Origin of the sequence: Mangrovibacter sp. MFB070, assembly GCF_000705335.1 — a bacterium.
In the GTDB taxonomy this organism is placed as follows: domain Bacteria; phylum Pseudomonadota; class Gammaproteobacteria; order Enterobacterales; family Enterobacteriaceae; genus Mangrovibacter; species Mangrovibacter plantisponsor.
Window position 1 is genome coordinate 129,749 of record NZ_JJMI01000039.1, and the last position, 24,372, is coordinate 154,120.

Consider the following 24,372-nt stretch of genomic DNA (forward strand, 5'->3'; position numbering starts at 1 on the left):
CTCAGGGTAGTATTTTCAGGGCAAACAGATATGGCACAGCAATTGCAAAATAAGTTCTGACAATTACGCATTTGTTTCGCCAATGGCGGTGAAACGAGTGCTTTGGATAAAGGCGTCCTTACTTTGGCTTTGGCCGGAGTACGGACGCCTTTTTTTTATTCTCAGAACAGGACGCCTTGATGAGCAAAACGCATTTTACGCTTTCCCGCCGCCAGTTTCTGGCAGGCAGTGCCGCCCTGGGAGCCGGCTTGATCCTGCCCGGTATTCGCCAGCAAGCCTGGGCTGCGGGGTCCGATGCGCCAGAGTTGACCACGGTGAAAGTTGGGTTTATTCCCCTGACAGATTGTGCGCCAGTGGTGATGGCCGCCATCAAAGGATTTGATAAAAAATATGGCATCAGTATCCAGCCCAGCAAAGAAGCCAGTTGGGCAGCGGTACGGGATAAACTGCTGTCTGGCGAACTGGATGCCGCCCACGTTCTCTACGGCTTAATTTATGGCCTGCAACTGGGCGTCGCTGGCCCGCAACGTAACATGGCAAGCCTGATGACTCTGAATAACAACGGGCAGGGGATTTCACTATCTAACCAGCTCAAGGCTGCCGGGGTTACCAATGTTGAATCACTAAAAAAAGCCATTGATGCCAAACCGGCTGGTTCCATGACCTTCGCCCACACCTTTCCAACCAGTACCCACGCCATGTGGCTCTATTACTGGCTGGCAAGTGCAGGCGTTAACCCCTTTACTGACGTGCGCACCGTTGTCGTTCCACCACCACAAATGGTGATGAACATGAAGATAGGCAACATGGTGGGTTGCTGTGTTGGTGAACCCTGGAACCAGCGAGCTATCAGCGACAATATTGGCTTCACCGCTGCCACATCTCAGTCTGTATGGCCCGATCACCCGGAAAAGATCCTCGGCACCCGCCAGGAGTGGGTAGAAAAACACCCCAACACGGCAAGAGCACTTACTGCTGCGGTACTGGATGCCGCGCGCTGGATAGACGCCAGCGATGCCAACAAACGCGAAACCGTGCAGGTTATCGCCCAGCGCCCGTGGATTAACACCAAACCAGAAATCATTGAAGGGCGCATGTTGGGGAAATACGAAGATGGCCTGGGTAAAACCTGGCAGGATGCCCACGCTATGCGCTTTTTCCATGATGGCGAAGTGAGTTACCCATGGGATTCAGACGGCATGTGGTTCCTGACCCAGTTCAAGCGCTGGGGCTTAATTAAAACCGCGCCAGATTACCTCGCTATTGCACGCCAGATTAACCGTGTGGATGTGTACAAAGCCGCGGCCACCACGGTAGGTGGCGTCTCTATTCCGGCAAGTTCACTGCGCAAAAGCACACTGATGGACGGCAAGGTTTGGGATGGTACCAACCCCGCGGCGTATGCAGACAGTTTCGCCATCAAACAATGAGGTCCGGGACATGAAAACAGCACAACAGATAACTCCCCTGAAAGCTGAACACCCGGGGGCAGAAAAACAGATACAGGGTGAAGTTGTGAACCTGGCGGTCAAACCCGTTCGCCGTCCACATCGCATTTCTCACACGCTGCGCCAGTTACTGGAACGAATTATTCCTGTTCTGGCCGGGCTTGGATTACTGGCCGTGGTGTGGCAACTGGCAGCACTTCACAGCCAGGGGTTCCCCGGGCCGGTTACCACGCTGGAAGCGGCCAAAACCCTTTTTGCCGACCCGTTTTACAACAATGGTCCGAATGACCAGGGGATCGGCTGGAACGTGCTGGCATCGCTGGAGCGTGTCGCTGTTGGTTTCAGCCTTGCAGCGCTGGTGGGTATTCCCGCAGGGTTTCTGCTGGGGCGTTTTCAGTTTCTCGGCCGGATGTTTAACCCGGTAATTGCCTTACTGCGCCCGGTCAGCCCACTGGCCTGGTTGCCTATTGGTTTGCTGCTGTTCCAGCGTGCTGAACCGGCATCCAGCTGGACCATTTTTATCTGTGCTATCTGGCCGATGATCATCAACACCGCTGAAGGCGTGCGCCGGGTTCCACAAACCTATCTGAATGTCGCCCGTGTATTACGACTCAGTGAATGGACCATTATGCGCCGCATTTTGTTTCCTGCCGTGTTGCCCGCCGTAATGACCGGGGTACGCCTGTCCATGGGGATTGCCTGGCTGGTGATTGTGGCTGCTGAAATGCTTACCGGCGGCCTGGGTATAGGGTTCTGGATCTGGAATGAATGGAACAACCTCAATGTGGAAAACATTCTGATCGCCATTTTAATCATTGGGGCAGTAGGGCTGTTACTTGAACAGGCATTACTGCTGATAGCACGCCGCTTCACCTGGGAAAGCCGGGAGGATAAATGAACAAAATCATTCAGGTTCAAAATGTCAGCCAGCAGTTTATGACTGCCGGTGGCCCGTTTCTTGCCCTGGACCGGGTTAGTTTCGACATAGCTGAAGGTGAAACCATCAGCCTGATTGGCCATTCCGGGTGCGGTAAATCCACCTTACTGAATTTGATTGCCGGTCTGACACTGCCAAGCAGTGGTGGGTTGCTGTGCGACAACAAAGAAATTGCCGGGCCAGGCCCGGAACGGGCGGTGGTTTTCCAGAACCACTCACTGCTTCCCTGGCTTACCGCGCGTGAGAACGTTGCGCTGGCTGTAGAAACCGTATTCAAAGGCAGCAAAACCAAAGCTGAAATGCGCGAATGGACCGAACATAACCTTGAGCGTGTGCAAATGGGCCACGCCATGGATAAACGGCCAGACGAAATATCCGGCGGGATGAAGCAGCGTGTCGGCATCGCCCGGGCGCTGGCCATGAGCCCACGGGTTTTACTGATGGATGAACCTTTTGGCGCACTGGACGCACTGACCCGCGCACACTTGCAGGACGCCGTCATGCAAATTCAGGCACGCCTGAACACCACACTGGTTCTGATAACGCATGATGTAGACGAAGCCGTACTGCTTTCAGACCGGGTGTTAATGATGACCAATGGCCCGGCAGCAACTGTGGGCGAGATCCTGGAAATCGATCTTCCCCGGCCACGCAACCGGGTTGCACTGGCGGATAACCCGCGCTACCACCAGCTGCGCCAGCAGATATTGCAGTTCCTGTACGAAAAACAGCCTGCAGTTGCCTGAGGACACACAAATGAAACCGCATCTGGTGGTGGCAGGCAATGGAATGGCGGCGCTGAAACTGGTGGAAACGCTGCTGGCGCTCGCGCCCGGGCGTTTTAAGGTTACGCTGATTGGTAATGAGCAACATGCAACCTACAACCGGGTTCAGTTGCCTTCAGTTCTTAACGGTGACAAAAGCTTCGCTGAAATCGCGCTGCACCCGTCATCCTGGTATCTGGAGCAGGGGGTCACCTTGCTCACTGGTGAAACAGTACTTTCAGTTCACCGGGAAAGCCGCCAGGTGGTGACAGATAAACGCACACTTGTCTGGGACCAGTTAGTTATTGCCACCGGGTCACAATCTGCAATGCCGCCTGTCACCGGAATTCAGTTGCCCCATGTCTGCGGGTTCCGCCACCAGCAGGATCTGTTCGCGCTGCAAAATGATCCTCCCGGAGCACCGGTTATCGTGTTGGGTGGCGGGTTTGTTGGGGTTGAAGCCGCAGCAGCACTGGCTCAGCAGGGGAGGCAAGTCTCGCTGGTTCACCGCCATGGCTGGCCCCTTGAGCGCCAGGTGGATGCAAAATGTGGCGAACGGCTACTCAGTGCACTGTCACAGCAGGGGGTTCACTGCCTGATGAACAACGGTATTACGGCGATTACAGCTGATGCCGTCAGGCTTGCCGATGGGCAACTTTTGCCAGCCAAACGGGTGGTGATTGCGACCGGGATCCGGCCAAACATAAAGCTTGCCCGCGAAGCAGGCCTGGCCTGTGGGCGCGGAATTCAGGTTAACGGGCAACTCCAGACCAGCGACCACACCATCAGTGCTCTTGGGGAGTGTAGCGAGTTTAACGGTGAAGTACCTGGCTTGCTGGCACCTTGCCTGGCGCAGGCAGTGGTACTCGCTCATCGCCTGGCAGGCCAGGCCATCGCGGATTACCACCCCGAGCCTCAGGGCACCCGCCTGAAAGTGCGGGGATTGCAGCTGTTTTGTCTCGGCTCCCGTCAGGAGCAGGAAAATACTCCGCCTTTAATCAGTGAGAACAGCTCCACTGGCGACTACCAGCGGCTATATACCTGCAACGGGCACCTGACAGGAGCGTTCCTGTGGGGCGATATCAGCGAAGCAGCGCGCATCAGCGCACTGATGCACCAACCTATTCATTTTCACGCCCTCCTTCCAGGTGTTCTTTCCCCGGAAGCGGCGCCAACCGCAAGGACAGAAGCAATGCAGGATATCAACACGCACGCCAAAAAAACGTTGGTTGTTATTGGCCATGGCATGGTCGGCCAGTATTTTCTTGAGCAACTGGTTGAACGAGGTATGCACCAGCAATGGCATATCGTGGTTTACGGTGAAGAACGCCACCTGGCCTACGACCGGGTGCATTTAACTGACTATTTTACTGCCGGGAATGCCACCACGCTGAGCCTCACCGATGCCGATTTTTTTGCTCAACATGGTATTGAGTTGCGCACCCACAGCCAGGTAACCGCGCTTGATACTGACCGGCGCAGCCTGACGGACTCCCAGGGCCGGGAGCTGGCCTGGGACCACCTGGTGCTGGCAACCGGCTCACGGGCTTTTGTACCGCCCATTGAAGGCCATGATGACCAGCGCTGCTTTGTTTACCGTACGCTGGATGATCTGGATGAAATTAAAGCCTGTGCCAGCCATGCCACCCGGGGTGTGGTGATCGGTGGTGGCTTACTTGGCCTGGAGGCCGCCAATGCGTTAAAAACGCTGGGCCTGGAAACTCACGTGGTTGAGTTCTCACCACGCCTGATGGCGGTTCAACTGGATGATGAAGGCGCCACGCTGCTCAGCAGCAAAATTCAGGCTCTGGGTGTCCATGTCCATACCGGTATGCAAACCACTAAAATCGCCTCCAGCGCCAGTGGCTTGCAATTGCAGTTCAGCAGTGGTGAACCACTGGATACCGACCTGGTGGTGTTTTCCGCCGGGATCCGCCCGCGTGATGACCTGGCGCGCATAGCCGGGCTGGCCATCGGGCCGCGCGGCGGCATTGTTATCGATAACCAGTGCCGTACCAGCCACCCGGCGGTATATGCCATTGGAGAGTGTGCGCTCTGGGAGGGCGCCATTTTTGGCCTGGTAGCCCCGGGTTATGATATGGCGCGTATTGCTGCCGCCCGGTTGTCCGGCGAGCAGGAAGCCCAATTCCTTGGTGCAGACATGAGTACCCGCCTGAAACTGCTTGGGGTGGAAGTTGCATCGCTGGGTGACGCCCATGGCAAAACACCCGGTAGCCTGGTGTACCAGTGGCACAACGGCCCGGATGGCATCTACAAGAAAATAGTGGTCAGCGCCGATAAAAAACAACTACTGGGCGGCGTTCTGGTGGGTGATGCCAGCGACTACAGTAATTTGCTGCAACTGATGCTCAACCGCATCGATTTGCCAGATGCACCTGCCCAATTGATTCTGCCGGCAACTGGCGATAAACCTGCCGCTCAGGGCAGCAAAGCGCTTCCGGACAGCGCAGTTCTGTGTTCGTGCCACAACGTAACCAAAGGTGCAATTCGCGCAGCCGTAACCGCAGGCCACCATGATCTCAGCGCAGTGAAATCATTCACTAAAGCTGGCACGGGTTGCGGCGGGTGCACATCTCTGGTTAAACAGGTGATGGAGCAGGCACTGGAAGAATCCGGGGTTGCAGTCAGTGATGATATCTGCGAACACTTCCCCTGGTCGCGCCAGGCATTATTTAACCTGATTCAGGTTGAAAACATCCGCAGCTTTGATGATCTGATCCAGCGCCACGGTAGTGGCCATGGCTGCGAAATTTGCAAACCACTGGTGGGCTCACTGCTGGCATCGGCCTGGAATGACTACCTGCTGAAACCAGAACACTTGCCACTGCAGGATACCAATGACCGCTACTTTGCCAACATTCAGAAAAACGGCACTTATTCCATTGTGCCAAGGATCCCGGCAGGCGAGATAACGCCCCAGGGCTTAATTGCCATTGGTGAAGTCGCTCAACGCTACAATTTGTATACCAAAATTACTGGCGGCCAGCGCATTGACCTGTTTGGTGCCAGTCTTGCACAGTTACCCCTTATTTGGCAGGAACTGATTGATGCAGGTTTTGAAACCGGCCACGCTTATGGCAAGTCATTACGTACGGTGAAATCCTGTGTCGGCGAAAACTGGTGCCGTTATGGTGTCCAGGATTCAACCAGCATGGCGATTGAGCTGGAACAACGCTACAAAGGATTGCGCTCGCCGCACAAAATTAAAATGGCGGTTTCAGGCTGTACCCGTGAATGTGCAGAAGCGCAGAGCAAAGATATTGGTGTGATTGCCACGGACAAAGGCTGGAACCTGTATGTCTGCGGTAATGGCGGCATGAAACCTCGCCATGCAGATCTGTTTGCCACTGATCTTGATAGCGCAACATTAATTCGCTACATCGACCGGGTACTGATGTTCTATATCCGTACCGCCGGGCGTTTAACCCGCACCAGTGTCTGGCTTGATAATCTGGAAGGCGGGCTGGATTATCTCCGCCAGGTGGTCATTGACGACAAACTCGGCATCAACGCGCAGTTGGAAGCCAACATGGCGCACATTGTTGACACCTGGCAGTGTGAATGGCAAACCACGCTGAACGACCCGGAGCAACTCAGCCGGTTCACCGCCACCATCAACAGCGATACCCCGGATGAATCTGTGCAATGGGATACCCGCCGCGGGCAAATACAACCCACCACCGCACTAGTCACACACCCGTCGCGCCTGCCTGCGGAACCCTGGCAAACGGTGTGCGCTGTTTCCGCTATCCCCAATAATGCTGGCATTGGCGCTCGCCTGGGCAGCCACCGTATTGCCCTGTTCCGTATTGGGGAACAGGTTTGGGCACTGGACGACATTGAACCCGGCACCCAGGCCTGCGTGATGTCGCGCGGTTTACTGGGAGACAACGCGGGAGAACTGATTGTGATCTCGCCACTGTATAAGCACCGTTTTCGCCTGGCTGACGGACGCGCGGTAGAAGGGGAAACGCACCTGCGCAGCTGGCCGGTACATGTCGTGAATGGGCAGGTACTGGTTGCCAGTGAACCGGCAACGCACAGCGAACCTGTTGCCGAGGCTACTGTATGAATGAAACCCGGACCACTTGCCCGTATTGCGGTACCGGCTGCGGTCTGCGGGTTTCCGGGGCATCAGCAAATGTTGCCGGGCAGATACCGGCAATAAAAGTGCAGGGCGATACCTCACACCCGGCAAACCTGGGGCGCATCTGTGTAAAAGGCAGTGCACTGGATAAAACAATGGGGTTACAGGGGCGGCTGCTCGCCCCGCACATCAAACACCAGCGCGTGTCCTGGGAGCAGGCACTGGACCATGCTGCCCAACAGCTTGCTGACATTATTCAACAGCACGGCCCGGATTCAGTTGCGTTCTACGCCTCCGGGCAATTACTCACTGAAGACTACTATGCTGCCAACAAGCTTATGAAAGGGTTTATCGGCAGCGGTAATATCGACACCAATTCACGGTTGTGTATGTCTTCCGCTGTCGCGGCCTATAAACGCGCTTTTGGCGAAGATGCCGTGCCCTGCAACTATGAAGATATTGAACTGGCAGATGTCGTAGTCCTGGTGGGGAGTAACCTTGCCTGGGCGCATCCGGTATTGTGGCAACGCCTGGCGGCGGCACGGGCGGCCAGGCCTGATATGCAAATTATTGCCATCGACCCCCGGCGCAGCACAACTTGTGCGGAAGCAGACCTGCACCTGGCTATCACGCCCGGTAGCGACAGCGCGTTGTTTACTGGCCTGGTAAACTGGCTGATAACAGAAGGAAAAGACGATGCTCAGTGGCGCAGCAGAACTGTGGGGCGCGCCGAAACGGCCCAGGCAGCCGCCCCCTGGACTGCAGACAAAGTCGCTGAATATTGTGGCCTTTCACGTAACCAGGTTGAAGCCTTTTACCAGCTTTACTGTAAACCACGCCGGGTAGTGACATTGTGGTGTATGGGCATTAACCAGTCCGCCACAGGTACAGATAAATGCAATGCCATAATTAATGCCCACCTGGTTTCCGGGCAAACAGCCAGCCCCGGATGTGGCCCTTTTTCTCTTACCGGCCAGCCCAATGCCATGGGCGGGCGTGAAGTGGGGGGGCTGGCAAACCAGCTTGCCGCCCATATGGATTTTACCCCGGAAGCCATTGAGCGGGTGGGCAGGTTCTGGGGCAGCAGCCGCACAGCGCATAAGCCGGGTTATAAAGCGGTGGAGCTGTTTCAGGCTGTTGAACGGGGCGACATCAAAGCCATCTGGATTATGGGTACCAACCCGGCGGTATCGTTGCCAGACACCAACCAGGTTGCCCGGGCGCTGGCGCTATGTGAGTGTGTGATAGTTTCTGACATAACCTCAGACACCACGACGGCAGCCTTTGCGGATGTTCTTTTCCCGGCCCAGGGCTGGGGAGAAAAAGAGGGTACGGTCACCAATTCTGAACGCCGCATCTCACGGCAACGGCGCTTTGCCGAACCACCCGGTGAAGCCCGTCCAGACTGGTGGATAATTGCGCAAATCGCCCGGCGTATGGGGTATGAGAAAGCTTTTGACTGGTCTCATCCTCATGAGATTTTTAGTGAACACGCGGCGCTTACCGGTTTTGAAAACCAGGGAGAGCGCCTGTTTGATATCAGTGGGTTAAGCCGTTTAACCCGCACTGAATGGGAACAGTTGCAACCTATTCAGTGGCCGGTAAATTCACACCACCCGGCAGGGTGCCCCCGGTTATTTCAGGATGGCGTATTTGCTTTCCCGGATGGTAAAGCCCGCCTGGTACCGGTTCACCCACAGCCGCCCAGGAGTACCACCAGTAAATATTACCCTCTGGTAATGAATACTGGCCGTATCCGCGACCAGTGGCACACCATGACCCGTACCGGCCTGGTTGCGGGCCTGTTGCAGCATCGCAATAAACCTTATTGCGAAATCCACCCGGCAGACGCCAGCCTGGTGGGGATCACTGAAAACAGCCTGGTGCGGTTACAGTCTGCCACAGGCTGGATGCTGTGCCGGGCTGTGATAACCGATGCGCAACCTGCCGGCCAGGTATTTGTGCCAATGCACTGGAACAGCCAGTTTGCCTTGCAAAGCCAGCCAGGGGCGCTAATTACTGCGCATCACTGTGAAATATCCGGCCAGCCAGAAAGTAAATTCACCCCGGTACGGGCCCAGCCCGTGACCAGTGACTGGGAGGGCGTGTTATATGCCAGTGACAGTGTCACTATTTCTGGCGTGCAATGGTGGGCCCGTGCTCCGGTGCCCGGTGGCTGGCAATTCTGGGTTGCAGGTGAAGGGTGTATTACGGACTGGCTACAACAACAAACCTGGCTGGCCGGGCTCGAATGCCGCCAGGCCACGGACAATAATATTGCCTGCCACTTACTGGGGTTTAACCACGGGGCGCTGAATGTGGCGTTCTATGCCAGCCCGTCAGCACCAGAGCCAGACTCCACACTGGTTTGCGCAAGCCTTGGCAAAAAAGTGGATAAGCAAACCAGCGACCAGCTGCTTGCCGGGCGCTCTCTGGGGGATATCCGGGGAGCCCAAACGGTGTGTAGTTGCTTTGGTACCCAGGCCCGGGATATTTCCCAGGCTATTGCCAGCGGTTGCCATACTGTTAGCTCTCTGGGTAAACAACTTGGCTGTGGCACCAATTGCGGCTCCTGCATTCCTGAGCTAAAAAGCCTGCTGTCACAGCACGCACTATAATCACCCGCTATAATTCACGGGCAGGGAAGCCTGGTCAGGGGCATGATTATCCTTTTGAAACCACTTATCTACTCCCCAGGTATTATTTTGATTTCTATCAAAATACATCACACTTCTTGCGCAGTTATCTAAACTAGAAACAGTATCAGTCGATAAACCTGTTGGAAAACGTGTATTGCTTACGCGCCTGTAAACATGGCGCAACGTATTGGCGGTTCTGGTATATCACGCTATTCAGGAGCAGTTATGTACTCTTTCATTGCCAGGCAACCTATTTTTGATCAGGATATGCATACCGTTGCTTACGAATTGTTGTACCGTAATGGGCTCAGCAATGCGTTTCCTGATGTTTCTTCGGAATACGCTACCAGTCAGGTTATTTCAGACCAGTTCCTTGGCTCACCACTGCAAAGCGTGACGGAAAACCACGTATCATTCATCAATTTTCCCCACAAAATGATTATTGATCGCCAGGTTTTCAGCCTGCCGCCAGAGAGTGTGGTCATTGAAGTGCTGGAAGATGCGCAACCCGATGATGATTTGTTTAGCGCTATCAATGAATTACATCACAAAGGTTTTACCGTCGCGCTGGATGATTTCACCATGGAAGAAGGCTGGGCGCGGTTTTTACCTTACGTGGATATCCTGAAATTCGATGTCCGCCAGCATTCAGCGGAGCTCATTGCTCAGTATATTTCCCGTAACAAACTGGAAAAAATGACATTACTGGCGGAAAAAGTAGAAAGCCAGGAAGAGTTCCAGGCATTCAAGTCATTAGGTTTTTCACTTTTCCAGGGCTATTTTTACCGCCGGCCAGAAATTTTACGCAACAAGAAACTGGCACTGAATATTACCTGGTTAATTGAACTGATGCGTGAAGTGAACCAGCAACGAATCGATTACGAAAAGGTGGGCAATTTAATCAACCGTGATGTGTCTATTGCCTACAAATTTATGCGTTATATCAAGAATATTCGCTACCAGACCAGTTTCCCGGTGGAAGTGAATACCATGTCGCTGCGCGATATCGCGTTATATATTGGCGACCATGAATTGCGCCGTTTTGTCTCACTGGTGAGCCTGTACAGCCTTGATGATGAAAAACCCGTTGAACTGTATAAAAACAGCGTTATTCGTGGCCGGTTTTGTGAACTGATTGCCACAGAACTGCATATGACTTACCTCGAGGGCGATGCCTTCCTGTGTGGCCTGTTTTCATTGCTCGACGCCATACTGGATCACCCGCTGCATGTGCTGCTTGAACAAATTACCTTATCACCCCGTATTCATGCAGCTCTGGTCGATAGCAAAGGCGTGTTGTTCGAAATACTCGACCTGGCTCGCCACTATGAAACCATGCAGTGGTTAGATGTACACCGGCTGGGTAGTGAACTGGGGCTGAACGACCCACAAATCATCAAGATCATGACCAGCGCCACTAACTGGGCCGACGAAAGCTATTAGCCACTCTCTCCGGCATAATTGACTGAGCGTGATTAACGCACCAGTGGGGCAAGGTAAACCGGCTGGCCAGCAGTAAGCCCCTGGTGTACCTGGCGCGTAATGTCATCGCCCAGTATTTCACTCAGCCCGGCTTCCAGTGCGTTATAGGTTGCCGTGACAATATCCAGTGGCGAGGTTTTTGGCACATCAAAATCTTTTGTCATCCCTGTGTCAATAAACCCTGCATGCAGACCCAGCACCTGCGTACCTTGTTCAGCCAGTGCCAGACGCAACCCATTGGTTAAAGACCAGGCGGCCGATTTGCTCACCGAATACGTGGGTAGCATGGCGCTACTAATCCAGGACGCTACGGATAATACGTTGATAATGGCACCGCCGCCTGCCTGAGCCAGCACAGGTGCAAAGGCCTGCGCTAAACGTAACGGGCCAAACAAGTTTGTCTCCATCTGCTGGCGAATGTGCTGTTCTGCACTGGCATCAAGCAAACTCCCGGTTTGTGCAATCCCTGCGTTATTAATTAACAGCGTGACATCACCCGCCTGAGTTACTGCACGAGTAATAGCGGCGGTATCTGTTACGTCCAGCTCAATAGCGGTAACACCGGCGATGTTAATAGCCTGCGGGTTGCGCGCTGCGGCATAAACTTTCTTTGCGCCGCGCGCGCGAGCTTCTCTGGCAAACACTTCTCCCAACCCACGGTTAGCTCCGGTTACAAACACAACAGCATTTTTAAGTTGCATGTCTTTCTCCCGAGAAAATCAGTTATAGCTGGCTACATAAAACCACTCACAATATGTCACTGTTGTACCAGATAAACTCGCCCGGTAAACCCGTGTAATTACCGGCAGGCAAATGAATAATGTAAGCAATTAATGCCTCAGTGATAAAAACCTTGCTTAAAATCAATTGTTTTAATAGTAATCAATAGTGGGTTAAACCATGTTTCCGAAAAGCCTGGGTGGCTGAAGGCAACTGACAGACACCTGCGGTTTCACCAAAATACAGGAGAAAGTTCATGCAAGCAGAAGATGCACTTAATGCATCCTTGCCGGGCATCTTTGACCGGGCAATAGCACAGGGCAGAGTGGTGGGTGCTGTGTGTGCCGTTGCTCACCAGGGCAAACTTCGTCATATCAGTGCTCATGGTTTTGCCGACCGGGAAAGCCAGCGCCCTATGTTACCCAGTACAGGCTTTCGGTTATCTTCAGTGACCAAACCCATTGTCTCACTGGCCGCCCTGCGCCTGGTCGCCGCAGGTATCCTTGAACTGGATGCGCCGGTAACTCAATGGTTGCCAGACTTCACTCCCACTGGCCCGCAAGGTGAGGCGGTAAATATGACGCTGCACCAGTTACTCACGCACACGGCCGGGCTGGGGTATGGGTTCAATCAGGGCAATGACGGGCCTTATATCTCAGCAGGGATTTCCGATGGCCTGGACCATGTTGATTTTGACCTGGCTGAAAATTTACGCCGTCTGAGTTCTGTTCCTTTGCTGTTTCGCCCTGGAGAAAGTTGGGCTTATTCCCTGGGTATGGATGTTCTGGGGGCTGTTATTGAGAAAGCGACCGGGAAATCACTGCCGCAGGCGGTGGCTGAACTGGTGACTCTGCCACTGGGAATGAGCCATTCAGGCTTTGTGACTGCGGGGCTGGATAACATTGCCGTCGCTTATGCCAACAGTGAACAGGGGCCGGTTATTATTGGTGAAAATGCAGAGATCCCATTACCTGAAGGGTTTGGGGGAAGCGTGCGTTTTGCGCCATCACGGGTAGCAAACAGCCAGGCGTACCCTTCTGGTGGGGCGGGTATGTATGGCTGCGCACCGGATATTCTGAACTTTTTAGAAGCATTGCGCACTGGTGCGGGCCTGCTGCCAGCCAGCCTGCAAAGTGCTGTTTACCAGGCACACTGTGGCCCGGAAGCTGAATGCGCAGGCCCCGGCTGGGGGTTTGGTTACGGTGGGGCTGTGTTAGTTGACCCGCAGGCAACGGGCACGCCACAAAGCCCCGGGACACTCTCCTGGGGTGGTGTTTACGGGCACAACTGGTTTATTGACCGGCAAAACGACCTGACTGTGGTGTTGATGACCAATACGGCCTATGAAGGGATGTGTGGGTTGTTGACCCTCGAAGTACGGGATGCTGTCTATACAGCTCTTAATGCAGGCCATATTTCCGCAGCATAACAGCGCAAAGCCGGTGGTAAACCGTGACCACCGGCTCATTTTATTATACTCATTCCATACTGACTTATTTCTTTTGGTTATTAGTTATCGACTATCGCTCTATCAAAAATCTTGCTCGCAACAACTAAAAATGAAAGTCTGGATGCTTAGACATCCAAACGTCCATTACAAGAGCAAAACACATGACGCAATTTCCACTTTACTCAGACAGGGAGTATGCCGGAGAACCATCACAGGAAGTGCATACCATCAGCAATGCCGCTGATGTCAGTAACCTGGTCAATAACTCCACACAGGCACGCAATAATGCCCGCATCATTATGGCTATCGCGCTGGGTGGCGTATTTCTTGATGCCTATGATCTCGGCGCACTGGCCTTTGGCGTAAAAGACATCACCCACCAGTTTAATCTCAGCCCTAAAGGGCTTGGTCTGGTTCTGTCCGCTATTACCTTTGGCGCAATTATTGGTGCCATTATTGGCGGCTACCTGACAGATAAAATTGGCCGTTACCGGGTATTTATGGCCGATATGTTCTTCTTTGTTTTCGCCGCCATTTTAGGTGCCTGCGCCCCTAATGCAGAAGTGCTGGGTATCAGCCGCTTTATTATGGGTCTGGGGATTGGGATTGATTTACCGGTTGCCATGGCATTTCTTGCCGAATTCTCTCGCCTTAAGGGTAAGGGGAATAAAGCAGCCAGCGTTGCTATGTGGTGCCCAACCTGGTATGCGGCGATCACCGTTTCCTATATCCTGGTTCTGGCGCTGTTTTACTCACTGCCGCCCAGCCATAACGAATATTTGTGGCGCTACATTGTTGGTTTTGGTGCCGTTCCTGCACTGATCATTATTCTGATCCGTAAACGCTATATGACGGAATCGCCTATTTGGGCAGCACAACAGGGTGATTTAGAAGGTGCCGCGAAGATCCTGCGCAGTGCATGGAATATCCCGGTGAAAGTGGCTGCGGATGCAGATACAACGGCGCAAGAACCCACCAAACGCACAGCAAGCTGGAAAAACTATGCTGTACTGTGGGACAACCATTTCCGTTCACGCACCGTGCTGACCAGCGTCATGTCGTTTGTTTCCCCTTTTGCTTATTCAGCCATTGCGTTTGGTTTGCCAATTATTATTTCCACACTGTTTGAGCAATCGTTGCTGACAACTATCCTGGCCTCGCTGGTACTGAACCTGTGTTTTGCCTTTACCGGCGGCATTGCGGCGGTGAAACTGGTGCCTTACCTGGGTTCGCGAGGAATGACGCTGGCCGGGTATGGCTGCCAGTTAGTGGCCCTGATTGGGCTGGCTCTGGTCGGCAAACCAGAAGGAACTCAGGAGGCAGTACTGTGCTTTGGTTTACTGGCGCTGTTCCTGCTTGGCCAGGGATTTGGCCCGGGCGCGCATACCATGGTGTATGCGTCGCTGAGCTATCCGTCTTCCATTCGTGGCGTGGGCGTGGGGTTAAACCAGACTATTACCCGGGTCAGTTCAACGCTGGCGTTATTCTTGTTCCCGATACTTATCAGCACGCTGGGTGAGGGCTTGTTCTGGGTGATTGCGCTGTCGCCTGTCATTGGTATTCTGGCGCTGTTGCTGATTCGCTGGGAACCATCAGGTTACGATATCGACGCCGAAGATTTCGCCCGGCAACAACCTTAACCGACTGGCACTTCAGCGCCATGGTGGGCGCTGAAGTGTTTCTTTTTTCACGTTACGAGCTTATCTCGCCAACCTGGCATTCCTCGAAAACACCCTGCGCAGTATCATTCATTTCCGGCACCTGCGGGTTTTACCGTACAGAACCGTTTAGCCAGCTTTTATAAAGCCATATCAATGCAACCGGGCGGCCGGTTACCGAAACCGGTCATCATGAGAAACTAACAAATAAAGGTGATGTGATGAGTTCAACCCAGCCTGCGTCATGCCGTATTGGTGACTACCTGGTCACTGTGTTGAGTGACGGATATATGGAAGCCAGCCTGAGTCTGCTCTCTGGTATTGGCGAAACTGATGCCCAGGCCATTCAAACTGAAGCGGGTATCGCCGCACCAGGCAATATCGAAATCAACGGCTTTCTGATTCGTGGCAGGGGTCACACTATTCTGGTAGACAGCGGAACCGGTGGAATAAACAACGCAGGAGGGCAACTGCTGCCGAGCCTGCAAAAAGCCGGAGTAACACCGGATGATATAGACACAATATTATTAACCCACTGCCACCCCGACCATATTGGTGGCCTGCTCGATTCACACGGGAATAAAGTGTTCAATCGCGCAACGCTATTTCTGCATCCTTTAGAAGCAGAATACTGGCTGGATGATACTCACCAGCAAGCAGCTACAGAGCGGGGTAAACGCAACTTTGCATTTGCCCGGCAGGTTCTGAAAACCTATGGGGAACAGCGGAAATTTTTCAGTGATGGCGATGTTATTGAGGGTATATCCCCTGTACTGCTGGCCGGCCACACGCCAGGCCATACAGGGTTTCACATTAAGGCTGAAAATGGCGGTTTGTTGATTTGGGGCGACATTGTTCACTTTCCTTATATCCAGTCGATGCACCCGGATGTCTTTGTCGCTTTTGATGTGGACCACATCCAGGCGGAACAGACCCGGGCACAGATTTTCAGCCAGGCAGCCACTCAGCAACTGCTGGTGGCGGGAATGCATTTCGCGCATGCAGGCTTTGCACACATCCACCCGTCAGAAAATGGTTACCGTATTGAATATCTTCAGGGTTAACAAAAAATTGCCCCTGCAAACCAGTCCATCGTCCTAAATTAACCCCCGGTGCTGTCAACAGGGCGCTCAATATGCTGGAATGATTGTTCTGGAATACCACAACACAATGACACGAAGTCCGGGAGGTACCTGATAGTGGAAATTAAAACCTTAAGCTCGCGAACGGTTTACCAGAACCAGTGGATGCGCCTGCGTGAAGACAGTATTGAGCGGAAAGATGGCTCGCAGGGGATTTATTCAGTGGTGGAAAAGCCTGATTTCGCCGTTATTCTTCCGGTTGAAGGTGACCAGGTGTATGTGGTTGAGCAGTACCGTTATCCTCTTGGTGTCCGCACTCTGGAACTCCCGCAGGGGGCATGGGAACTGAGCCCCGGTGAAGCACCAGAAACGGTGGCCCGGGGTGAACTGGCAGAAGAGACCGGGTTACGGGCCAGGACACTGACCTGGGTAGGTTACCAGAAACTGGCGCAGGGCTACTCCACTCAGGGGTACCATATTTGGCTGGCATCCGACTTTGAGCAGGGCGCACAGGCACTGGATGCCGAAGAAATCGGGCTGGTGTGCAGGCACATGCCAGTCAGTGAATTTGCCGGGCGTATTGCCAGTGGTGAAATTACCGATGCCACATCGGTTAGCGCATTTTTGCTGGCGCGGCTGAAAGGCCTGGTATAGCGCCAGCGCCATATAACATAAAAAAATCCGCCAGTACGGGGCGGATTTTTTGTCAGACAGCCAGTAAAGAACTGAATTAACGGCCAGCGCGTAGCGCTTTATCCAGTGAACCTACCAGCCAGTCAATATCATGAGCCTGGAAAGCCAGAGTCGGGCGTAACTTCAGAACGTTACCATGTGGCCCGGCAACTGAAGTCAGCACATGGTCTTCACGCAAGCGTTCAATCACATCCAGCGCACGCTGTTTGTCCGGGTTTTTACTGGCTTTATCCGTAACCAGTTCGAAACCAATGAACAACCCGGCACCGCGAAAATCACCCACACAATCATGCTGAGCTGCCAGTGCAGCCAGCTCTTTTTGCAACTGCGTGCCCACGGTAAGGCTGTGCTGTTGCAGTTTTTCATCTTCAATCACTTTCAGTACAGCCTGAGCGGCAGCAATTGACACCGGGTTACCACCAAATGTGTTGAAATAAGGGATGGTGTCGCTAAACGCCGCCAGCACTTCAGGTTTTGCCAGCATTGCCGAAACCGGGATACCGTTGCCCATAGGTTTACCCATGGTGATAACATCCGGCACAATGTCGTGGCGGGCAAAACCCCAGAAACTTTCGCCGGTACGGGCAAAGCCCGGCTGCACTTCATCGGCAATAAAGATCCCGCCATTGCGATGCACAACATCCAGCGCTGGCTTCAGGTAACCAGCAGGGCCCGGCAATACACCATCTGATGAGAAAATTGAGTCCACCAGCAAACCGGCGAATTTGATACCGTGTGCGGCCATATCATCAATTTGTTCCTGAATTTGCGCGGCAAACCAGGCACCAATATCCGGGGTATCCACACGGTAGCGGTCGGGAGCAGGAACCAGGCGAGTTGTCGCCGCCAGCGGTTGACCGCTGCCCAGCGCTGGAGAAGCGCCAGAAGTCAGTTCACTGGTGCCATGGTAGGCTTCACGGGTAACAATAATCCCGGTTCCGCCGCTCCAGGCACGGGCAACACGAATGGCCAGGTCATTGGCTTCTGAACCGGTACACATATACATGGCTTTGCTGACTTCACCCGGAACGTACTTCAACAATGATTCGGTGTAATCCAGAATACGTTCATGCAGGTAGCGGGTGTGGGTATTAAGCTGGCTCATCTGCTGTTGTACAGCGTCAATAACTGCAGGGTGGCAATGACCAATACTGGCTACGTTGTTATAGACATCCAGGTATTTGTTACCCTGCGCGTCCCACAAATATTGCTGCTCACCACGCACCAGATGTACTGGGTTACGATAGAACAGGCGGTAAGAATCACCCAGTAAACGCGCGCGTTTTTCAGTTAACGTACGTGTTTGTTCATCCAGTGCTGCCGCATGTTCTGCACGAAAGCTGTTGGTATCCATAATGGTGGAGCGCGTCGCCATGAAAGCCTCTCATTTATCATGTCTGTGTTGTTGACCGGCAACCTTACCGTGCCTTTTGCAATAAAATACACAAAAGCACACAAAAGCACAGCAAAAGAATCCATACAAAATCCTTATGCTATTTAGTTGAATGATAATAAAGGTTTTTTAACTCAGTCGATGCCAGAGCAGAATGCACTATTCAGCCCTGGCCTGGGTACCAAACCACACATCCAGGCCATTCAACCGCTTTTCATCAGGCGCAAGCGATTAATATTCCAGTAAAAATTAGCCATGAAGATTTAATTACCCGTATTGCTAAATATGATGATGGCTGGCAGGCTGGTGCGGTAAACTACACAAATGTGCACACCGGGCTGATAAAATACAATTACACAGGGTGTTATTCTCAGATTGCCGCAGGTATGATGTTAAAGAGCAACCTATCTGATTGTTTTTATATAGTTTATTTTTTGGCAGAAAAATTGCTCTTGTTACCTGTTATTTGCACATAATGGCACGACCAGGCCAGGTGCTCTGTTTACTGGCCTGGTTTCCCGGCGAATAAAGGTTGTCTGCCTCATGCCGGAAATCATTAAGGAATAATATGTTAGAAGAAACTCGCTTACACCGTATCCGGGCCTTACTCTCGACCCTTAACCGTATTTCCACAGAGCAACTGATTCAGCACCTGAATGTCTCGCGGGAAACCGTGCGGCGCGATATTGTTAAGCTGGAAAACTTAGGTGAGTTGCGCCGGGTTCATGGCGGCGTTGTCGCGCTCGGGGCTGAACCTGAGCCACCATTGTCTGTGCGGGCAACAGTGCGCGGCAAAGAGAAACTGGCTATTGCCCGTGCCGCAGTACAGCAACTTCGCGCTGGGCAAACCGTTTTTATTGACGCTGGCAGCACTACATCTGTTGTCGCTGATGAACTGGTTTCCATGCCGGGCATGACAATTATTACCAACAGCCTTAGTGTAGCTTCCCGGCTGACCGAATCTGACTATGCCCGTTCACTCAACCATGAAGTCATTTTACTGGGTGGGGAGATGGGCCCGGTCACCCAGGCAACCTGCGGTGTGATGACCATTCGTGAACTGCAGCGCTTCCGGGCTGATGTGGCATTGCTGTCGCCCGTTGGTATTTCCAGTAAATCAGGTGCAAGTAGTTTCACTCACCACGAAGCGGCAATTGCCGAAGCGATGATCTGTAATGCTAACAAGCGCATCATTCTGGCAGACCACAGTAAAATAGGTGTCACCAGCCGAATGGTTTATGCCCGTATCGCGGATATCGATATGATTATTTCTGATGAAGCGGCGTCTTCGCGTGATGACTGGGCGGCACTGCAGGCCAGTTGTGAAGAGGCTATTGCTGTCTGAATCTTGCCCAACCAGGCTACCTGCTGATTTTATTGATCCATCGCCTTATTTATTACCCCGGCTGACTAAATTGTTATCCGGGTGTCAGCCTTTTGTCAGGCACGACGCCCTAAACTGTTTCCTCCTGCGCAAAACATGCCCAAATTCAGGGATCTGATTATGCCGCGACAAGGGGAGAGAAAGGATGAAAAAATATAGCTACCAGGCACTTATTTCCGCCATTTTAGTACTGTTCATGGCGGTTACATTTCCGGCTTTTTCTGCCGGTCAGAAAACACTGATTATTTATTTTTCGCAGCCGGAAACAGTAGCACCAGGTGATGTTGATGGTTTTTCCGGAGCCAGTGTTATTGAGAAAAATAACCAGCAAATGGGGAGTACAGAATACCTGGCGACCCTCATTCAACAACAGACTGGCGGTGATTTATTTCGAATAGAAACCACTACGCCTTACCCACGTGAACACCAGCCATTACTTGATGCTGCTCAGAAAGAATCACGCGAAAATGCCCGACCGATCATTAAAACAGCTTTACCTGATTTATCCGGCTACCAGACTATTTTCGTTGGCTACCCGATTTGGTGGTACAAGATGCCAATGGTTATGTACAGCCTGTTTGAACAAAACCAATTTAGCGGTAAAACCCTTATTCCTTTCACCAGTCATGGCGGGAGCCGCTTTACCGGGTCAATTCAGGAAATAAAACGCCTGCAACCGAATGCAAATGTAATAACCCAGGGGTTGGCTGTGTACCGGACTGAAGTGGCAGATGAACAAACCATTCAACAAGTCAAACAATGGGTTAACCAACTGAATATGGGGTATTAATCCCATGGCGGGCATGAGAAAAAAGTACCATTTCCAGGTGGTTCAGGATGTGGTTTTGCTGGTGATGCTACTAACATTAATGGGGTTTCACTTATGGGGTGAAGTTATCCATGAATGGCTGGGTGTTACCATTTTATTACTTGTTATGCTGCATAATGCGCTTAATCTTCATTGGTTCAGCGCATTAACCCAGGGCGAGTACTCACTGTTTCGCATTCTGAAAACAGGTGTCAATCTGGTAACAGTTATCGTGTTTGTCACTGCAATTATTTCCGGTTTGGTGTTGTCACGGCATGTGATACCTGACTGGGTATTCCACAGTAATACCGACCTGGCACGCAAAGTCCATATGACCAGTGTTCACTGGGGGCAAATTATCATTGGTGTTCATTTAGGTATGCACTGGAAAATGCTGGCGAAGTATTTTTGTTATTTGTTCCGGCTTTCCCCAGCAGGATTTATCGCCGGGTATTTTTTCCCCGCCTGTTTTATTTGCATTGCTATTTATGGTGGTGTGGTGTTCTGGGCACGAAACATGCTGCCATATTTATTAATGGCTGTAGATTTTGCTTTTTTCGACTATGGCGAACCCGCCTGGTTGTTTTACCTTGACTACCTGGCGGTTATTGTACTGGCCGCCGTGGCAACCAGCTATTTAGTCAGCTTGTTGCTCTGGCGGCAGCCAATAAAAACAGAATAAGGCGTATACGGCTTTAGCCTGTTTCGTCAACCCGCAGTAGCAACCCAGTGGGTAACAGATGTGAGATCATCAACTACATACTGCGGCTCTTGCGCAATGGGCATATTTTCGCAATCAAAAACACCGTCGTTTTTGGTCTTACCATCGGCAACCAGTGCACTGAACAGGGGCGTAAGATCTGTCTGTGCAGCACCTTGTTCGGCCACCAGTTCAAACGTTTTATTAATGGCAGATTCGTTCTCAAGGCTTGCCAGTAACACTTGTGCAATTTGCCTGCGGGAAATCACTCCATCAGCAGGGGTACCGCTGTGACGAGTGTCTCCCTGTAAAAAACACATGCGCAGCGTTGAACGGTCGTTATAGTCGAACCACCCGGGCCGCACAATAGTGTAGGGCAGCCAGCTGGCACGCACCAGCCGTTCTGCTCGCCGTTTCCAGTCATGAGCTTCTGTACGCTGGTTATAACTGCCGAGTCGTTCAGTCACACCAATTGCTGTCATTAACGCAATACGCACCGGGTGCGCCAGTACAGATAACGTATTTTTTACTGCGCCATAATCCACTTCGCGGGCACCCGTTTTACCCATACCATCAGAACCATGTGTGAATACCAGTGCGTCAACGCCCTGAACAGCTTCATGCAACGTTTCAGGCCGGGTTACATCGCCAAAAAAAATGCGTACACCAGCAGGAAGTTGCCTTGTGGCCTTTGCCGGGTTACGAGTTAAGGCTCTCACCTCCAGGCCTTTACCCAGCGCCTGGGCGACAACATGCCTGCCAATACTGCCAGTGGCACCAATGATTAATACTGTTCTTAGTTGTGATGTCATTTTTCTGTCTTGCCTGGTATTAAGAATTATCATTGCTGCCAGCCACGGGCTTCAGATAGTTGCTGCCTGCGGTATCTGGAAGGGGGAAGGCTGTATTTACGCGAAAAAGTACGGGTAAATGACTGTTGAGAATCGAAACCATACTTCAATGAGACATCAATCACCGACTCTTGTGTATTGAGCAGATCCTGCGCTGCACAGGCCAGTTTTCTGTCACGGATATAGTGCCCAAGATGGATGTTCTGCACTTCAAAGAACACACGTTGCAAGTGCCATTTTGAATACCCGGCCCGGACGGCAACGTCATCAATTTTTAGTGGTTCATGGATATGTTCATCTATCCAGGTTGTGAGTTCCTGTATCAGGTTTTCCAGTTTTAACATTGCGTATTACCTGTAGTTACATATTGGCTTACCTGGTAAATACTACAGAGGTCTGTGGCGGGGATTAAGGTATTCAACCTGCTTGTTGATATGAACTGCGCTCATTAATCTGATTAATTTTTAGAGTTTAAATGCGTTATATAGCCATGAAAGTCTGGAAGAGTGTATTGATTAATGAAACTCAGTCATAAGGTTATTCTGTTGGTATAGAAAGAGCATAATCAGGCGAGAAGCACTCACTGGAGCCTGTTGTACTGGCTACAAGCGCCAGTAATCAACAGGCCTTTAAGGCGGTTTAGCGCATTTCCAGAGAAACAGCCGGGCCTTTTTCCAGCGGTTTACCGTTTGCCGCCATCACCCGGACGCGACGCAGGTCGCCATTCACATAACGGGTGAGAATACCGGTTTGTGATTCAATCTGAATCTTGTCGAACCGTATACCGTTCACAATAGACTCAGGCAACCCACTGAGGATCATAGCGGTCTGCGCCCCGGTAGCTTTGAGTTCTGTAATCTGTACACCATCAATCTTCGGCGTGGTGGCCGTCCGCGGGGCAGATGCAATCGGCGCTATTTCCTGATGCCCCAGAGCTCCGGACTGGCCGCCATAACTGTCAGTCACCAGAATGGGAGTGGCAACATTCGTCATGGTCAGTTGGCTGGCAACCAGTGGCCCGATTTGATTCCCGCGATCCCGTGCGGATTTAATGCGGATGCCATTTTCAGTCTTGAGGAAGGTGATACGCTGCACTGTGACTTTCCCAATACCATTGGCCGTTTCGCTGCCCACAGAGATACCGTGCCCGTCACGCATCACGGAGTCTGAGACCGTGATGTTGCTGGCGGATGCGGCGCTGCCAGGCACCAACCCGGACTTGATGGCGATATTGTCATCCCCGGTGCGGATATCAGCATGTGACACCGTCACGTCATGTGATGAAACAATATCAATTCCGTCGGTATTGGGGGAGGTTACCGGGTTGGTAATATTCACTTTATGAATGGCAATATTGGCACTATTGCGGATTACGATATTCCACATGGGTGAATTGGTCAGGTGCAGGCCATCAATCCGGCCCTGTGTTACATCATTAAATTCAACAAACCACGGCCGGGGGAAACCATTGGCGACAGGGATCCCCGGGAAACGGTCTGTGAAGGCTTTTTTATTACCGCTGCGCACCTGCGCCCGCATTGCCAGAGCATCTGGCCACCAGGTCTGCTCACCATCGCCATTGAGTGTTCCGCCGCCAGTCAGGTTAACGTGGTTGGCATGGCTGGCAAAAATAAACGCTTCGTTCACCTTTGCCGGATGGCCAATAAATGCCGGGACAAACTTACCTTCCTGGTTACTGGCCTGCAGCACAGCCCCTTTGGGGATATCCAGAGTGGTATTACTGAGTAACTGTAAAGGGCCGCTCAGCCAGATACCCGGTGTTAATGAAACCGTGCCGCCGCCAAGGTCATGGCACTGCTGAAGTGCCCGCTGAATGGCCTGAGTATTCAGGGTTTTTCCGTCACCTTTACCACCAAATGTTACCGGTGAACAGGTTGCAGACCGGGCAGCATAAGAGAGAACAGGGGTGAGAGCCGCGCAACAGATAACCGCCAGTAATGTTTTTTTCATCCGTTCGTTTGTCCTTAACACAAATGTATAACAAATCACTTTACCTGCTGGATACAAACTGCACTACTGTGCAGGTGCACAGTGCATCCACTGCTGATACAGGCATTTGCCTGTTTAATATGGCCTGGAATAACTCAGAAGTGCGATTTTTCTATGGTGCAGCAGGGTATGGCAAAACAACACTTTCTGTTGAGTAAGCATGAAACATGCGAGTTTTGCGAAAAATCTCACCTCAGTTTCTTATTTTGTGGAGCAGATCATTTTTCTGAATACAGATATATTTC

The 24,372-nt window shown here is 52.2% G+C and carries 18 protein-coding genes; 13 read left to right on the forward strand and 5 right to left on the reverse strand.

Annotated features, from left to right (window positions below; all coding sequences use genetic code 11):
- Nucleotides 1–179 precede the first annotated feature (179 nt).
- The 6 genes from DT73_RS18830 (at nt 180) to DT73_RS18855 (ending at nt 11,339) form a co-directional block, all read left to right on the forward strand.
- Nucleotides 180–1,430, forward strand: coding sequence for an ABC transporter substrate-binding protein (locus tag DT73_RS18830; RefSeq protein WP_036113202.1), 1,251 nt, complete (start codon nt 180–182; stop codon nt 1,428–1,430).
- 10 nt (nt 1,431–1,440) lie between these two features.
- Nucleotides 1,441–2,346 carry a nitrate ABC transporter permease gene (ntrB, locus tag DT73_RS18835; protein WP_084172325.1) on the forward strand — a complete coding sequence of 302 codons (906 nt, stop codon included), beginning with the start codon at nt 1,441–1,443 and terminating at the stop codon, nt 2,344–2,346.
- Nucleotides 2,343–3,131 (forward strand): ABC transporter ATP-binding protein, encoded by a 789-nt coding sequence (locus tag DT73_RS18840; protein WP_036113205.1) that lies wholly within the window; start codon nt 2,343–2,345, stop codon nt 3,129–3,131. The genes ntrB and DT73_RS18840 overlap by 4 nt, the downstream gene beginning before the upstream one ends.
- A 10-nt stretch (nt 3,132–3,141) precedes the next feature.
- Nucleotides 3,142–7,242: a nitrite reductase large subunit NirB gene (gene nirB / locus DT73_RS18845; RefSeq protein WP_084172326.1), complete on the forward strand. Its 4,101-nt coding sequence runs from the start codon at nt 3,142–3,144 to the stop codon at nt 7,240–7,242.
- Nucleotides 7,239–9,875 (forward strand): nitrate reductase, encoded by a 2,637-nt coding sequence (locus DT73_RS18850; RefSeq protein ID WP_036113208.1) that lies wholly within the window; start codon nt 7,239–7,241, stop codon nt 9,873–9,875. The genes nirB and DT73_RS18850 overlap by 4 nt, the downstream gene beginning before the upstream one ends.
- A gap of 246 nt (nt 9,876–10,121) precedes the next feature.
- Nucleotides 10,122–11,339, forward strand: coding sequence for an EAL and HDOD domain-containing protein (locus tag DT73_RS18855; RefSeq protein ID WP_036113212.1), 1,218 nt, complete (start codon nt 10,122–10,124; stop codon nt 11,337–11,339).
- Nucleotides 11,340–11,371: 32 nt separating this feature from the next.
- Here the strand turns inward: DT73_RS18855 and DT73_RS18860 are convergent, their stop codons facing one another.
- On the reverse strand, nt 11,372–12,079 hold the full coding sequence (locus tag DT73_RS18860; RefSeq protein WP_036113215.1) for an SDR family oxidoreductase: 708 nt from the start codon (nt 12,077–12,079) through the stop codon (nt 11,372–11,374).
- A 275-nt stretch (nt 12,080–12,354) separates the two neighbouring features.
- Here DT73_RS18860 and DT73_RS18865 point away from each other — a divergent pair, with 275 nt between their 5' ends.
- The 4 genes from DT73_RS18865 to DT73_RS18880 all read left to right on the forward strand — a co-directional run bounded on the left by DT73_RS18865 (nt 12,355) and on the right by DT73_RS18880 (nt 16,942).
- Nucleotides 12,355–13,527 (forward strand): serine hydrolase, encoded by a 1,173-nt coding sequence (locus tag DT73_RS18865; RefSeq protein ID WP_036113217.1) that lies wholly within the window; start codon nt 12,355–12,357, stop codon nt 13,525–13,527.
- A gap of 182 nt (nt 13,528–13,709) precedes the next feature.
- A complete protein-coding gene (locus DT73_RS18870) occupies nt 13,710–15,188 on the forward strand; it encodes an MFS transporter (protein WP_036113220.1) in 1,479 nt (492 codons plus the stop codon).
- A gap of 239 nt (nt 15,189–15,427) precedes the next feature.
- Complete coding sequence (locus tag DT73_RS18875; protein WP_036113224.1) at nt 15,428–16,270, forward strand: MBL fold metallo-hydrolase; 843 nt, start codon at nt 15,428–15,430, stop codon at nt 16,268–16,270.
- Nucleotides 16,271–16,405: 135 nt separating this feature from the next.
- Nucleotides 16,406–16,942: an NUDIX hydrolase gene (locus DT73_RS18880; protein WP_342768390.1), complete on the forward strand. Its 537-nt coding sequence runs from the start codon at nt 16,406–16,408 to the stop codon at nt 16,940–16,942.
- A gap of 76 nt (nt 16,943–17,018) precedes the next feature.
- Here the strand turns inward: DT73_RS18880 and DT73_RS18885 are convergent, their stop codons facing one another.
- Nucleotides 17,019–18,356: an aspartate aminotransferase family protein gene (locus DT73_RS18885; protein WP_036113227.1), complete on the reverse strand. Its 1,338-nt coding sequence runs from the start codon at nt 18,354–18,356 to the stop codon at nt 17,019–17,021.
- Nucleotides 18,357–18,942: 586 nt separating this feature from the next.
- Between DT73_RS18885 and DT73_RS18890 the strand changes: the two genes are divergently transcribed.
- The 3 genes from DT73_RS18890 to DT73_RS18900 all read left to right on the forward strand — a co-directional run bounded on the left by DT73_RS18890 (nt 18,943) and on the right by DT73_RS18900 (nt 21,248).
- Nucleotides 18,943–19,719 carry a DeoR/GlpR family DNA-binding transcription regulator gene (locus DT73_RS18890; protein ID WP_036113230.1) on the forward strand — a complete coding sequence of 259 codons (777 nt, stop codon included), beginning with the start codon at nt 18,943–18,945 and terminating at the stop codon, nt 19,717–19,719.
- A 184-nt stretch (nt 19,720–19,903) separates the two neighbouring features.
- On the forward strand, nt 19,904–20,548 hold the full coding sequence (locus DT73_RS18895; protein WP_036113233.1) for a flavodoxin: 645 nt from the start codon (nt 19,904–19,906) through the stop codon (nt 20,546–20,548).
- A 13-nt stretch (nt 20,549–20,561) separates the two neighbouring features.
- Nucleotides 20,562–21,248, forward strand: coding sequence for a DUF4405 domain-containing protein (locus tag DT73_RS18900; protein WP_036113656.1), 687 nt, complete (start codon nt 20,562–20,564; stop codon nt 21,246–21,248).
- Nucleotides 21,249–21,274: 26 nt separating this feature from the next.
- Here DT73_RS18900 and DT73_RS18905 read toward each other — a convergent pair whose 3' ends face one another.
- From DT73_RS18905 to DT73_RS18915, 3 genes are all read right to left on the reverse strand, one after another.
- On the reverse strand, nt 21,275–22,078 hold the full coding sequence (locus tag DT73_RS18905; protein ID WP_036113236.1) for an SDR family oxidoreductase: 804 nt from the start codon (nt 22,076–22,078) through the stop codon (nt 21,275–21,277).
- A gap of 29 nt (nt 22,079–22,107) precedes the next feature.
- Complete coding sequence (locus DT73_RS18910; RefSeq protein ID WP_036113239.1) at nt 22,108–22,461, reverse strand: helix-turn-helix domain-containing protein; 354 nt, start codon at nt 22,459–22,461, stop codon at nt 22,108–22,110.
- 295 nt (nt 22,462–22,756) lie between these two features.
- Nucleotides 22,757–24,088: a glycoside hydrolase family 28 protein gene (locus DT73_RS18915; RefSeq protein ID WP_036113242.1), complete on the reverse strand. Its 1,332-nt coding sequence runs from the start codon at nt 24,086–24,088 to the stop codon at nt 22,757–22,759.
- Between the last annotated feature and the right edge of the window lie 284 nt (nt 24,089–24,372).